Annotated in this window: 16 protein-coding genes; 4 read left to right on the top strand and 12 right to left on the bottom strand. The window is 32.7% G+C overall.

Translation table 11 applies throughout. From position 1 onward, the window contains the following. Window positions 1-336 precede the first annotated feature (336 nt). The 8 genes from JNUCC25_RS26945 to JNUCC25_RS26980 form a co-directional block, all read right to left on the bottom strand. Window positions 337-945, bottom strand: coding sequence for a PadR family transcriptional regulator (locus JNUCC25_RS26945; protein ID WP_454223378.1), 609 nt, complete (start codon window positions 943-945; stop codon window positions 337-339). 253 nt (window positions 946-1,198) lie between these two features. Beyond that, window positions 1,199-2,023 (bottom strand): urease accessory protein UreD, encoded by an 825-nt coding sequence (locus JNUCC25_RS26950; protein ID WP_454223379.1) that lies wholly within the window; start codon window positions 2,021-2,023, stop codon window positions 1,199-1,201. Further along, window positions 2,024-2,635 carry an urease accessory protein UreG gene (ureG, locus tag JNUCC25_RS26955; RefSeq protein ID WP_454223380.1) on the bottom strand — a complete coding sequence of 204 codons (612 nt, stop codon included), beginning with the start codon at window positions 2,633-2,635 and terminating at the stop codon, window positions 2,024-2,026. Window positions 2,636-2,665: 30 nt separating this feature from the next. Further along, window positions 2,666-3,352 carry an urease accessory protein UreF gene (locus JNUCC25_RS26960; RefSeq protein WP_454223381.1) on the bottom strand — a complete coding sequence of 229 codons (687 nt, stop codon included), beginning with the start codon at window positions 3,350-3,352 and terminating at the stop codon, window positions 2,666-2,668. Next, window positions 3,345-3,761: an urease accessory protein UreE gene (ureE, locus tag JNUCC25_RS26965; RefSeq protein ID WP_373274926.1), complete on the bottom strand. Its 417-nt coding sequence runs from the start codon at window positions 3,759-3,761 to the stop codon at window positions 3,345-3,347. Before ureE ends, JNUCC25_RS26960 begins: the two co-directional genes overlap by 8 nt. Before the next feature lie 46 nt (window positions 3,762-3,807). Beyond that, window positions 3,808-5,520 (bottom strand): urease subunit alpha, encoded by a 1,713-nt coding sequence (gene ureC, locus JNUCC25_RS26970; protein ID WP_176585947.1) that lies wholly within the window; start codon window positions 5,518-5,520, stop codon window positions 3,808-3,810. Beyond that, window positions 5,517-5,840 (bottom strand): urease subunit beta, encoded by a 324-nt coding sequence (gene ureB / locus JNUCC25_RS26975; protein ID WP_454223382.1) that lies wholly within the window; start codon window positions 5,838-5,840, stop codon window positions 5,517-5,519. Before ureB ends, ureC begins: the two co-directional genes overlap by 4 nt. Before the next feature lie 20 nt (window positions 5,841-5,860). After that, window positions 5,861-6,163, bottom strand: a complete 303-nt coding sequence (locus JNUCC25_RS26980) for an urease subunit gamma (RefSeq protein WP_176585949.1) — start codon at window positions 6,161-6,163, stop codon at window positions 5,861-5,863. Window positions 6,164-6,464: 301 nt separating this feature from the next. Between JNUCC25_RS26980 and JNUCC25_RS26985 the strand changes: the two genes are divergently transcribed. From JNUCC25_RS26985 to JNUCC25_RS26995, 3 genes are all read left to right on the top strand, one after another. Then, on the top strand, window positions 6,465-7,409 hold the full coding sequence (locus JNUCC25_RS26985; protein WP_454223383.1) for an urea transporter: 945 nt from the start codon (window positions 6,465-6,467) through the stop codon (window positions 7,407-7,409). Between the two features lie 43 nt (window positions 7,410-7,452). Further along, complete coding sequence (locus JNUCC25_RS26990; protein ID WP_454223384.1) at window positions 7,453-8,463, top strand: HoxN/HupN/NixA family nickel/cobalt transporter; 1,011 nt, start codon at window positions 7,453-7,455, stop codon at window positions 8,461-8,463. A gap of 844 nt (window positions 8,464-9,307) precedes the next feature. Beyond that, window positions 9,308-10,213 carry a DMT family transporter gene (locus JNUCC25_RS26995; RefSeq protein ID WP_289921187.1) on the top strand — a complete coding sequence of 302 codons (906 nt, stop codon included), beginning with the start codon at window positions 9,308-9,310 and terminating at the stop codon, window positions 10,211-10,213. An 859-nt stretch (window positions 10,214-11,072) separates the two neighbouring features. Here JNUCC25_RS26995 and JNUCC25_RS27000 read toward each other — a convergent pair. The 4 genes from JNUCC25_RS27000 to JNUCC25_RS27015 all read right to left on the bottom strand — a co-directional run bounded on the left by JNUCC25_RS27000 (window position 11,073) and on the right by JNUCC25_RS27015 (window position 12,718). Then, a complete protein-coding gene (locus JNUCC25_RS27000; protein ID WP_454223385.1) occupies window positions 11,073-11,441 on the bottom strand; it encodes a DUF5412 family protein in 369 nt (122 codons plus the stop codon). 121 nt (window positions 11,442-11,562) lie between these two features. Further along, window positions 11,563-11,901: a VOC family protein gene (locus JNUCC25_RS27005; protein ID WP_098449828.1), complete on the bottom strand. Its 339-nt coding sequence runs from the start codon at window positions 11,899-11,901 to the stop codon at window positions 11,563-11,565. A gap of 85 nt (window positions 11,902-11,986) precedes the next feature. Continuing rightward, window positions 11,987-12,169 (bottom strand): hypothetical protein, encoded by a 183-nt coding sequence (locus tag JNUCC25_RS27010; protein WP_098449829.1) that lies wholly within the window; start codon window positions 12,167-12,169, stop codon window positions 11,987-11,989. Between the two features lie 324 nt (window positions 12,170-12,493). After that, entirely contained in the window at window positions 12,494-12,718 is a 225-nt protein-coding gene (locus JNUCC25_RS27015) for a hypothetical protein (protein WP_454223386.1), read from the bottom strand. Window positions 12,719-12,786: 68 nt separating this feature from the next. Here JNUCC25_RS27015 and JNUCC25_RS27020 point away from each other — a divergent pair, with 68 nt between their 5' ends. After that, complete coding sequence (locus tag JNUCC25_RS27020) at window positions 12,787-13,383, top strand: VC0807 family protein (RefSeq protein WP_098449831.1); 597 nt, start codon at window positions 12,787-12,789, stop codon at window positions 13,381-13,383. Window positions 13,384-13,566 lie beyond the last annotated feature (183 nt).

Below are 13,566 nucleotides of genomic sequence, written 5' to 3' on the forward strand. Positions count from 1 at the left end.
GCTCAATTTCTTTAACACTTTATAATCGATTTTAATATCGCGTCCGCAAAAGTATACTTTTACGAACCTTTATTTTATATAAGAGATCTATTATTTTTATCGTCCGTTTAAAAGTTTGAAAATTAATTACGAACGAAAGTCTCATAAAATACACATTTTTACGAATGTTTTTGATAGAAGAAAATAGGAATTTTGCTTAAATATCATTCCTTTTTAACGGCCCTAAACTTTCCAAAATAATCTATCTATAATTGGACTGACTTATACAACTACTTACTTTTCTTGATATGTAAATTTTCACTTTAGCTTATTATACCCTTGTTTATTACCTGTTAATTAAACGATCCCTAGAATAAACTGATTTATCATTTTAACCCCTGCTATTCCTAATAAGAATTGTTTATTATTTGTTTGAGAAAGTAGATTTAAAATCCATCTGCACCAGCCAATTTCATCTTCGTTTAGTTTAATTGCTCGTTTAGTAACTATATATTTCCCAAAGTTTTTAGATGTAATATCTAACTCTTTTTGCTCAGAATTCATTTCAAATATTACTGTTTGTTCTAGGTGTTTTTGTAATTCTTGTGACAAATAATCAATCCGGTTTTGGATTAGATTCTCTGCTTTCTTCTGATCACTTAACCAGATAGAGTACATTTTAACAAGAAATTCGTCACGTATTACAGGGGCAGAAGAATTTGTATTTAGCCATTCTGCTAACTGCTGTTTTCCCCTCAAGGTAATTGAATATAACTTTTTATCTGGCTTACCTAGTTGCTCAACATATTCACAAGTAAGAAAATTTTCATCTTCTAATTTTTTTAACAAAGGGTAAACCTGGCTGTGTTTTGCTGGCCAGATAACTTCTAAATGGTTAGCTAAATCGTACCCAGAGCAAGAGTGTCTAGCAAGTACACTTAAGATAGCATAGCCTAAAGTATTCATAAAACCCACCTCATCCAATTCTAATATTTTTTAATTAAGAACATGTATGCCTTCACTAAAAATATTTCATTTATATTTGTTTGAAGGTATATTGTACTATTATTACTAAGCTTAAAGGCTATAAATCCTATTTTATAATTAAAAAAAGTATTTATACTCAAAAATATATGTGAAATCTCCGTTATTAAAAATTAGCATTAAATAAAATAGCATAAAAAAGCCAGTAATTCTGATGAATTACTGGCTTTTCATTTTAATATTTCCTTAAGGAACATGTGTTCAAATTAAACCAATCATTATTAATAATCCTATGACAAGCATTGAATACTCTTTCAATTAGCTGGGTAGAATTAGCTAAAACTCGAATAGATAATCCAGGTACTGATAGATAAGAAAATCCTATTTCACAGTCCTCACCAAATTCCTCTATACATTCAGATAGTTTCTCTAACAATTCGTCTCCTGTTTTTGGACCAATAGCAAACATTGAACCTAGGTGCGAGAATTCTTCCATATATCCCATTCCATTAATTTCTTTTATATTAGGTTGTAATTTTAGGTGATCATATACTACTATTTGTTCTTCCATGTATATTTTAGTTATAAGTTGCAACATATTATAACTAAATTGCTTTCCATTTGGAGACCAGCCAGGTGTAAGAATATCAGAACAGATCAGTGTTGCTTCCTTATCCATATGAATAATATTTTTCTGTTTATAACGTGCATGCTCATATGCTATGAGGGGATCGGGAATATACTCAAGGTGACTGCCTTTATCTAGCGTTATTATTGTCTCTTGATAAGCCTGCTCATAGGGTGTTTTATATACTTTTGTAGCAGATTGAGTAGTTAAGGTTACTTGAGCTTTCTCCCTTAGACAAATATTTAATTTATAGGTATCACCATCTAGATATCCCCCTCCAGGATTTAAAATATAATAACATACCTTTCCGGAGTTATCATGGTAAACTGGACGCATGATCTTTAAGGCACCTTGAAAGTACAAATTTTTTGAAACCGTTTTTCCATTTTTATTCTCAGCTGTTAACTGTAAGATACCTGTCCAATCTTCCACTTATACCAAGCCCTTTAGAAAAACATTTTGCTTAATCCATTCAATTACCTGTTCTATACCTTCGTGTTCTTTTAAATTAGTAAATACAAAGGGCTTATTTCCTCTAAAAACTTTTGTATCAGATTCCATTACTTCTAGGCTGGCACCAACATATGGTGCTAAATCTGTTTTATTTATAATAAATAAATCAGATTTAATCATTCCTTGACCTCCCTTCCGTGGAATTTTTTCTCCTTGTGCTACATCGATAATATAAATAGAGAAGTCAACAAGCTCCGGACTAAAAGTAGCTGCAAGATTATCTCCACCACTTTCAACAAATATAAGTTCAACATCTGGATGTTTCTCCTTAAGCTCTTCAATTGCAGCAAAATTCATTGAAGCATCTTCTCGTATAGCAGTATGAGGGCATCCGCCTGTTTCAACACCTACAATCCGATCAGCAGGAAGTATACCGGTTTTTATTAATATTTTTGCATCTTCTTTCGTATAAATATCATTAGTAATAACTGCTATACTAATTTCTTCACTTAAATACCGAGTGATTTTTTCTATAAGCATAGTTTTTCCTGCTCCTACAGGTCCCCCTACACCAATTCTAATAGGTTCCATAATGAACACTTCCTTTTTGTTTAAGTTGTATTAAGACATAAAAATACGAATATTAACACGTTCATGCTTCATTTGTGACAATTCTAATCCAGGGGAAACGATACCAAAATCATCTTCATGCAAATTTTGAATATTCATGGTTGCCTCATGAATTTTACCTTGAAACTCTTGAATAATCTGTTGACCCGCGGTTTGCCCCAAAGGGATTCCACGTACAGCATTTTGAACAAGGTTTAAAATGGATGAATATAGATAATATAGAATCGCTGTTGATTTATCCACTTCAAGGTGGTGAGCTATTAACGTAAAAGCAATACACGGATGTCCAGAAGATAGCTTTTTATTTATACGTTCACTGTATAGTGAAATTATGTCTGCATTATATAAGCTTCCTAAAAGCTTTAACATGTATCGCCCAACTTGTCTATTTCCTTCTCTCACCTCTCGAGGAAGACTTTGTACTGTTATCATCCTATCTATGTCCCATATTTTCTGAAAATTCCTTTGCTCTAAAGCTTGATACACTAAAAGACATGCAAGTCCGTCTGAATAAGTGAGTTGCTCATTTAAATATACTTCTAGCCATTTTGAAAAGGATTGCTTATCGTACACTTTATTTTCTTGAATATATGTCTCTAATCCGTAAGAATGACTGAAAGCCCCTGTAGGAAAGTTAGAGTCACATAATTGAAGCAAAGAAAGCTTATTATCAATCATGCTTATGACCTATGTGGCGAAATGCTTCTTTTACCTTTCTATTTTCGCGCTTAAAAGGAACGCCTAACTTTATTAACAATTCTTCTACTAAATAATCGTATTGAACCATCATCTCATCCTGTTCGAACTGGGCAGGTAGATGACGGTTACCTAACTGATGAGCAATCTCCCCCATTTCAGCTAAGCTACGAGGGCTTATGACTAACAGATCGTCAGCTAAAACATCTACTACAACCAAGTTTTTCTCATCCATGTATAAGACATCTCCGACCTTAAGCTCGCGTGCTTCCTTTAAACGTATGCCTATTTCTCTTCCATGATCTGTTTTAGCTCTTTGAATTCGTTTTACTAAATCTCCACTTTCCATATATATTTTTTCAATATGATACCTTTGGAGATCATCTTTCATTTCATCTAAATTTGTTATTACTTTTTCAATTAACAATTTATTCACCTCAAAATAAAAAGTATCTTTGGCCCATTGGCACCTTGCTAACAGGCTCACAGCTAATTAATTTACCATTTACCTTAACCTCATAAGTTTGAGGATCTACCTCAATGTTAGGAGTTTCACTATTTAGTTTCATATCTTTCTTAGTTAGGTTTCTAATATTTTTAACAGCACGAACATCTTTTTCTAATCTAAGTTTTTCGTGTAATTTATTATCGAATGCTGCTTGAGAAATGAATGTTAGAGAACTTCTCTTTAAAGCTTTATCGTAAGATGCATACATAGGACGATAAATAACTGGCTGTGGCGTTGGAATAGATGCGTTAGCATCTCCCATTAGACTTTGGGCAATCATTCCTTTTTTTAGAATCATCTCAGGTTTTACACCAAAGAATGCAGGCGACCAAATTACAATATCCGCAACTTTACCTAACTCTATTGAGCCTACATAATCAGAAATCCCATGAGTAATTGCTGGATTAATAGTGTATTTAGCGATATAGCGCTTTACACGGTTGTTATCACAGAGTTTGCTATCTCCCTCCATTGTTCCTCTTTGCATTTTCATCTTATCAGCTGTTTGCCAAGTGCGTAGGATGACTTCCCCAATACGTCCCATTGCTTGAGCATCAGAACTTACCATGCTAAATACACCCATATCTTGAAGAATATCTTCCGCAGCTATTGTTTCCCGACGAATTCGAGAATCAGCAAAGGCGATATCCTCAGGAACCGATGGATTAAGGTGATGACATACCATTAACATATCAAGGTGTTCGTCTATTGTATTAATTGTATAAGGTAAAGTTGGATTAGTTGATGAAGGAAGAACATTCATATAACTAGCAGATTTAATTAAATCTGGAGCATGCCCTCCTCCAGCTCCTTCTGTATGATACATATGAATGACCCTGTCTTTTATCGCAGACATCGTATTTTCTACAAATCCACCTTCATTTAACGTATCTGCGTGAATAGCAACTTGTACATCGTATTTATCAGCAACCTTGAGAGCATGATCGATTGCTGAAGCAGTTGCTCCCCAATCTTCATGAACTTTTAAGCCAATGGCACCTGCCAAAATTTGATTTACAAGTGGCGCTTCAGCTGCAGCTTGTCCCTTTCCTGTAAATCCTATGTTAATAGGAAACCCCTCAGCTGCCTGTAGCATTCTATGAATATGCCATTCTCCTGGAGTAACAGTTGTAGCTCTTGATCCAGCGCTCGGTCCTGTTCCTCCACCAATTAACGTAGTTAATCCAGAACTTAGGGCAGTTTCGACTTGAGCTGGATTTATAAAATGTACATGGGCATCAATGCCACCGGCAGTAACAATCATTCCTTCTGCTGCAATAATCTCTGTAGATGCTCCAATAATAATATCCACTTTATCCATAACTAACGGATTACCACTTTTTCCAATACCAGTTATTTCCCCTTCAGTAATTCCAATATCTGCTTTATATATTCCTGTATAGTCAACAATAGTGGCATTAGTAATGACCGTGTCAGCTGCCCCATCTGCACGTGTCGCAAGAGGGTGTTGACCCATCCCATCACGAATAACTTTTCCACCCCCAAATACTACCTCGTCTCCATAAGAGGTGTAGTCCTTTTCAATTTGAATAAACAAATTAGTATCAGCTAAGCGAATAGAATCTCCAGTAGTCGGCCCATACATTTGTGCATATTGTCTTCTTGACATATGAAAACTCATAAATTATCCCTTCCTTCTATACTTCCATCTATTTTATTATTGAATCCATATATCTTTTTTTCACCGGCAAAATCAACTAACTCTATCTCTTTTTTATCTCCTGGCTCAAAACGAACTGAGGCGCCTGCCGGGATATTTAATCGTTTTCCTAAAGTTTGTTCACGTGTAAACTTAAGTGCATCATTCACCTCGTAAAAGTGAAAATGGGATCCTACTTGTATAGGACGATCTCCTGTATTTAATACCGAAACGCTAAGGGGAACTCTTCCTTCATTACAAACTATTTTTTCCTCTTTTAAAAATACTTCACCAGGTATCATTTATAAACTCTCCCTCTCACTTATCGAATTGGGTTATGGATTGTGACAAGCTTTGTACCATCTGGAAAAGTAGCCTCAACTTGAACGTCATGAATCATTTCTGGAATACCTTCCATAACATCACTTGAAGAAAGAATAGTTGCACCGAATTCCATCAATTCAGCTACTGTCTTTCCATCACGGGCACCTTCAAGTACTTCATACGTAATAATAGCAACTGCTTCTGGATGATTTAATTTTAGTCCCCTCTCTTTTCTGCGTTTAGCTAGATCTGCTGCCACTACAATCATTAATTTATCTACCTCGCGGGGTAATAATTGCATTAAAAAACCTCCCATACATGCCATTAAGAAATTAATAAAGAAAACTCAGAATATTAATTGAATTCAACAAAATTATATATATAAAAATTTATATAGTCAATTTTAATACATTTAGATAATAATGATAATTCAACAATATAAAATCACTATTCATACTCATAATTTACCTATAAGTTTTTAATATACAAAAACTATTATTAATAATTCGTTGTTTATATATAAAAATTTATATATAATTCATTGTTATTAGAAGGTATAAGAAAAGTTAATAAGAAATTTAAAATAAAGGGGGAGATATAGAATGTTTATAAGACAGATATCTACATTAAAAAATAGCTCTATTGCTGATTCTATTAAAGTTCTCTTAAGGGGAATTTCACAAGTTATTCTTATAGAGAATGCCATAAGTGGCTTTCTTATACTATTAGCTATAATGATTTATTCTTATTCGCTAGGATTAATGGCCCTTCTTTCTTCTTTTATAGGAACTGTAGTAGGAAAACTTGGAGGGGCTGATACAAAGGATATTGATCAAGGTCTTTTTGGTTACAACTCTGTACTTACTGGAATTTCACTATCTTTATTTTTAGAAGGATCTTTTAGATGGTTTATAGCATTATCTGGAGCTTTCATTGCTGCGATCTTTACAGCAATAGTAATGCATATTACCAAAAAAATAAGGATTCCCACCCTTACTTTTCCATTCATTATTGTAACGTGGCTGATCCTATTATCTTCTTACAAGCTAAAAGCACTTAAATTGAGCCCATTATTAGTTCCTCAAGACTTAGTTCATTGGAAATTATATATATCAGGGAATATAAACTGGGTGGAAGGGGTTTTTAGTGGAATTGGACAAGTCTTCTTTTTAGATCATATATTATCAGGCATTATATTGTTTATTGCTGTCTTTTGGAGCAGTTGGAAATTTGGTGTTTTAGCGATTATAGGAAACGCCTTAGCATTAATGACTGCCTATCTATTAGGGGCCGAACACCCTTTAATTATAAAAGGTCTTTATGGATACAATGCAATATTAACTATGTTAGCCGTAGCAATTGTTTTTAGTTCTCCTCAAAAAAAATACAACTTTTTATCTGGAATTATAGCAACAATTTTAACAGTGCCTATTACCGCAAGTATAAGTATATGGTTAATCCCTTATGGTCTTCCTGCTTTAACTATGCCCTTTGTTCTTAGTTCTTGGATATTTATTGGGGCAAGGAACATCCTACCTAACTTATAAGTTATAACTTATTACAAAAATATTTTAAAAGGAATGAAGAAATTTGAACATTTATCGTGGGTCGTTTAAATATATACTTATAGTTGTTATATTACATATAGCAGGATTTATTGGTTTATATATCTCCTTACCCCAACATCCTTTTTTATTAGGTATGGGGGTCCTTGCTTACACACTAGGATTAAGACATGCATTTGATATTGATCATATTGCTGCAATAGATACTACTGTTCGTAAACTAGTTGAACAAAAGAAGAATCCAGCTGGCGTGGGATTTTTCTTTTCCTTAGGGCATTCAACCGTCGTTTTTTTATTGGCTATTTTTACATCATTTTCGGTTAAGTTTGTGAAAAATAATTTGCCACAGATGCAGGATATCGGAGGTTTAATTGGAACTGTTGTTTCTGGCACTTTTTTAGTAATTATGGGTGTAATAAATCTGGTTATACTACTTAATATAATTGGTGTCTTTAAGAAAATGAGGAAGAAAAATTATAAAGAATCTGAATTAGAAGTTCTATTGAACTCTAGAGGTTTTTTGACTCCAGTCATTCAACCTTTATTTAAATTTATAAACAAAAGCTGGCATGTATATCCAATTGGTTTCCTATTTGGTTTAGGATTTGATACTGCTAGCGAGATTGCACTATTGACTTTATCAGCAGGTGCTGCTCAACACAATTTATCATTTGTTAGTATTCTATCTTTACCTATTTTATTTGCTGCTGGTATGAGCTTAATGGATACGCTAGATGGTGCATTTATGACTTCAAGTTATAATTGGGCTTTTGATAAGCCTATACGTAAAGTGTATTACAACATCACAATAACCACTCTATCAGTTATTGCAGCTATATTTGTAGGATTTCTGGAACTTATACAAATAATAGGTGAAAAACTACATATTCGAAATAATTGGTTTAAAATTATAGATAAGTTAGATTTAGGCGATATGGGATATATTTTAGTTATAATGTTTATTCTTGTATGGAGCATCGCTTATTTTATATGGAAATACTTTAATATTGAAGAAAAGTGGAGCATGCATGTATAGTTGTCATCACTAAAAATTAATATGATACAAGGAAAGATTCTTGAACAAACAAAGTAGAAACCCAACGGATTTGTTTAGTTATATAGTCCATCTCCTACTTGGGTTACGTTCATATTGTGTTACACAACATAAAATTATCCTTTTCATCAGAAAGTAATTTCTGGTATAGATATTTCTGCATTAAACTCGAATAACATTATTTTTCGCATAAATTTACCTCTTATGATTTATATACTATATACAGGTCTCCCTAGTTTACATAAGCTCGATTTCCAGTACACATCATCAAAAAGAACCCTTGTTGCAGAACGGTTCAGTTCACCGCCGAGGGTTCTTTTTCCGGAGTATACAGCTTTTTATCCATCCTTGATATAACGGTTATTTTCCTCAGGTGATTGAAGATAAGATGTATAAAAAGTGCACGTTTTATTCATATGCTTAAGTTTGTACTATGTTGCCTTATTTATAAATTTGTTATAAAATTATTCAGACTTTTTATAAATTAAGTTTATGAATTCCCTTAAAAGCTATCCGTCCTGCAACGATGGGGTAGCTTTCTTTTTTTGTAAATGATAATAATTAATTTAATATCTTGTAATAGGTACGAATATCTCGCCAGTAAAAGTATATTTTTATTAAACAAAAGTTAAGGATGATAAAAGAGGTGAATTTATAAGAAAAAGCTTAGTACATAAAGTTGTTGATTTTCTACAAAGAGCATTTTGTCTTACTCACTGGTCTTTGAAAGCCTTAAGAATAGTATATAACCAGTTTAGTTTAATAAAGGTAAAAACTCGCTTTACCTCTAAGACAGTTTTTACTAGGGAGAAGGGAGCTATATTATATGAAAATGACAAAAATGATTGCAAACGCTTTATTATTAGTAGTAGCCGTGCTGTGGGGATCTGGATTTGTAGCAACAAAATTTGCGTTAGATGCCAATGTACCTGCAGGGTTTATTAACTTTTTTCGAGGACTAATCTTTGCTTTTTTTATATTTCTCTTTTTTTATAAGAAGATATGCAAAATGAATTTAAAAGAATTTAAAGTAGGATTAGTCGTAGGATTGCTTAATTTTGGAGGTTATATTACACAGACTGTAGGTATTAAATACACCACGCCTTCAAATAGCGCCTTTATTACAGCAGCATATGTAGTTATTGTTCCAATTATAGTCTGGGGGATTTATCGGAAGAAAATAGAGATAAAAAGTTGGATTTCTATTGCTTTTTGTTTATTTGGCATGACCATACTTACGGGGGTAATAAACAAGGGATTAACAATAAATGTAGGTGATATTTACTCCATAATTTGTGCATTATTTTGTGCAGGTTGTATTGTGTATTTAAGTTACGGAGCTAAGGATGTGGATGTAAGTATCGTATCCTTTATGATGGCAATGGTACAAGCAATTGGTGGATTAATATTTTGTCTAGTCAGTGAGAGGGCGCAATTTGTTTATATTGATTGGTCTGCAGCAATTGTTCCCTTGTTATATATGGGAATAATGTGTTCATTTGCTGCTCAAACTATCCAAGTTTTAGCTCAAAAGCATACCTCTGCGACCTCTGCTGCACTAATCTTAATGCTTGAGGCGCTATTTGGAAGCGTCTTCTCAATCGCTTTTGGCTTTGAATTATTTACAGTCAAATTACTTTTGGGTGGAATCCTTGTTATGTTTTCATTAATCATAATGGAAATCAAATTACAACCAATATCGACAAAGACCCATAGTAATTTTAAAGGATAATTGAATAGACAACTTTACCTTCAAATTTAAATTAAGCCATAATAATAATATTGATGAAATAAGTTCATAGCGTATCAAGCTATATGTTTATCTTGAGCTTTGGGATGACAAACAAAAAAGACTTGCTTCATGATGAAAGCAAGTTAAAAGAAAGATGATTGATTTAACAATTCCATTATAATCCATAATGCATAGCAAAACATTAAAATATAGTTAAGATTGAATTGAAAGTAAATTAATTCATAAAAAAGGATTAATTCACTTTTTCCTTCAACAGCGTTAAAAAGATTCAAAGAAAATTTTTGACTTTATCCCTATGGCTTTTAAAAAAGAATTAAGTGTACCTTCCGTAAAAGTATACTTTTACGGACTGTGAATATGTATAAAGAATTTATCATTCTCGACGTTTGTTTAAATTTAAAAACAATTTCCGAACGTTTTTGGCAAAATAAGAGGAAGAAAATCATAAAAAGAGTATAAAGATGGGAAATGGAAAATTTTAATCTATACATGTAAGCAGCTGAAATCAAAATGAAGGTCGTCAACTTCAATCAATGCAAGAGATGGATATTTCTCCTTGTGTTATTTTTGTCGACAAACAAAGTAGAAAACACTTCAATTGTGAAAACAACTACTAAGATGATTCATAAACTGGATGCCCTTTACATTCATTAGATTGCTTTGGTCGTGATAAAGAGAAAAGAATTTACAGTGTTATTAGTGACCTTATTCTCCCTTCATTTAATCAATTTAGTTGAAATAAGTTTTTATTAAAAAAAAGAAAGCTTAATTCCTAAGAGCCAAGCTTTCTTTTTTCTTATTATATTAAAAACAACACAGTTTTAATTATTAATAAGATTTAGTCATGTCTATAGTCGTAAGAACCTTTAATAACATCTATTTTCTTATTATTAATACTTACAATATTTTTATCTTTCCACACTATATGTGCAGACTTTGCTTCATCCCAGTAAATTACTCTTTTCTTTGAATCTTCATTATCCTGGACCACACCTTTTATTGTCCAGTTGGTAGTAGCGCCTCCACTTGACTTATAGGCTTTAACAGTATAATTCTCATCTGGTGAAGTTGAACTAGAAATTAGTTCTCCACCTGGCAACCTGTTTAAATCATATTGAAGATAATAATAACCCCAGGCAAGTAAACAAGCCGTCATCATAGTTGCAATTGTCATGGAGATGCACGTTGTTTTGGTAAATACTTTCATGGTGAACCCCTTCTATACATACAAAATTTAAGTTATATGGATATATTACACTAAATATAAGGGTTTGCCTGCCTAGATTCAAGAAAAACATACCTTTAAGTATGCGAGAGGCTTTGAGAGTTTAACAAAGTACCTCAACTGTAAACCCTCCAGGTGCCTCTACATAAAATGTATAACCGTGTAATTGTTTTGGAGGTTCGACATTAAATCCATCTTCTTTTAACCTTTGATTAATTTTATTTACCTGCTCTTCATTCTCTTGTGGGAATCCAATATGAAAGGTCTTTGGATAATTGACTTTGCTTCCCTTCATTAAAGTTAGTACAAAGCCATCTTCATCATGCATTATAGCAAAACCTTTACCTCTGTTCGCCTTGCATGTCATACCAAAATAAGTTTCCAAAAATTCTTGAGTAGCAGAGACATCTGTAACAGTTAGATTGAGATGATGAATTTTCATGTTTTCACCCTTTCTTAAATACATCCAATAATAAGACTTGTATTGTTCCCTATACAAAACCGTTTAGTTAGATGAATAGTTTACTCTATGAATGTAAATATTTATCTATATCTCTCTTAACCATTCGTTTTACCTCTTCAAAAGCTTTTGTCTGCCCCTCGTAAAATATGGAGCTATTTAAGTCCTTTCTTTTTTCTGCATCCTTAGACCACCTTTCCGACCTATCAATTAACTTATCTAGTACCTCAATTAATTTCTCATTTCCCACGAATATCCCACCCTCAACTGGAAATTTTTACACGATCTATTATCCATAATATCTTCTCCAGTTTTTATAGAATTCCTGTTTAACAAGTTTCTTCTATGTAAGTCTTAAGGTTCGTATTTATATAAAAACGAACCTATATATACAACCAGTGTTCAAAAATCAATGTCATATTCACACTTTTTCTTATGTCTTTAAGTTATATGTTTAGTTATCTTATTAATTCTTAAAATGATTGCCGAGGACGATGATTATGGTAACTAAAAAATCCTACTTAATACTAGCTTAGCTTTCCATCAAAAATAGAACCCTATTGACTTTGAGGCTCTATCTTTGATAGAAGATAAATGTTTCTTGATATTCTCTTTCTTCGCCTTTTTCTTTCCATGTTATCACAATATTTAAGTCGATTGCTTCTTCAGATAAACCAAAATTAGAAACATGTAAGGGATGTCCATCTTTCTGAGAAAGATCTGGTAACCCCAATACATTTGATAAAGAGGTTAATTTCTTCCACTGTGTCGAATATATTTTTACATGTTCCTTTTTCACTTAGCTCTTGCGAAAGTTGTAGAAGGTTCAATAAACCATATAGAAAGAATGAAAGGAGGATGTAGAGAGTGAAAACAAGCAAAGTAGAAATAATTGTAAGTGTCCTCATCAATATTGTTTTACCGTATTTAATCTATACCATTTTAAAAACGCATATAACAAGTATTATTGCATTATCTTTGGCAGCTTGTGTTCCATTAGTAGATACACTTTATCATCTTATAAAGGATAAAAAGTTGGATACGTTCTCTTCTTTTATTTTTTTAGGAATTGTTCTTAGCATAGTGGCGGCATGGATTGGAGGAGATGAACGTTTTATTCTGTTAAGGGAATCATATGTGACAGGCATAATGGGACTTGTCTTCTTACTTTCTTTATTGACACCGAAGCCACTGATCTATTACTTTGCAATAAGGTTTATTTCAAATAAATCCGTCATAACAAAACGATGGGAAGAAGAGGTATCATTCCGTCACTTTATACGGATAATGGCAGCTGTTTGGGGTATCGGCCTGATGATAGAAGCGTTAGTAAAAGTTGTGATTGTGTATGAGTTTCCTATCTCTAAAGCTTTAGTCATTTCTCCTATTGCGCAGTATATCATCATTGCCATTTTAATTTACTGGAATATTCATTTTGTCAAACAACATAAACAAAAAGCGTAGATAAGAGAGGGCACAGAGGGCTATTCTGTGTCCTCTTTTATTTATGTAAACCGACATTATATATACATTCTAATTAATTCTTTTTATGAGCATAACTAAATAATTTTATGATTTTATTGTTAGATCTAAGTAAAGGAGCTTTGGTTTTTGTAAACAAAGCTTCTTTACTTAGCTTAAGGGCAC

The organism is Priestia sp. JNUCC 25, assembly GCF_053667915.1.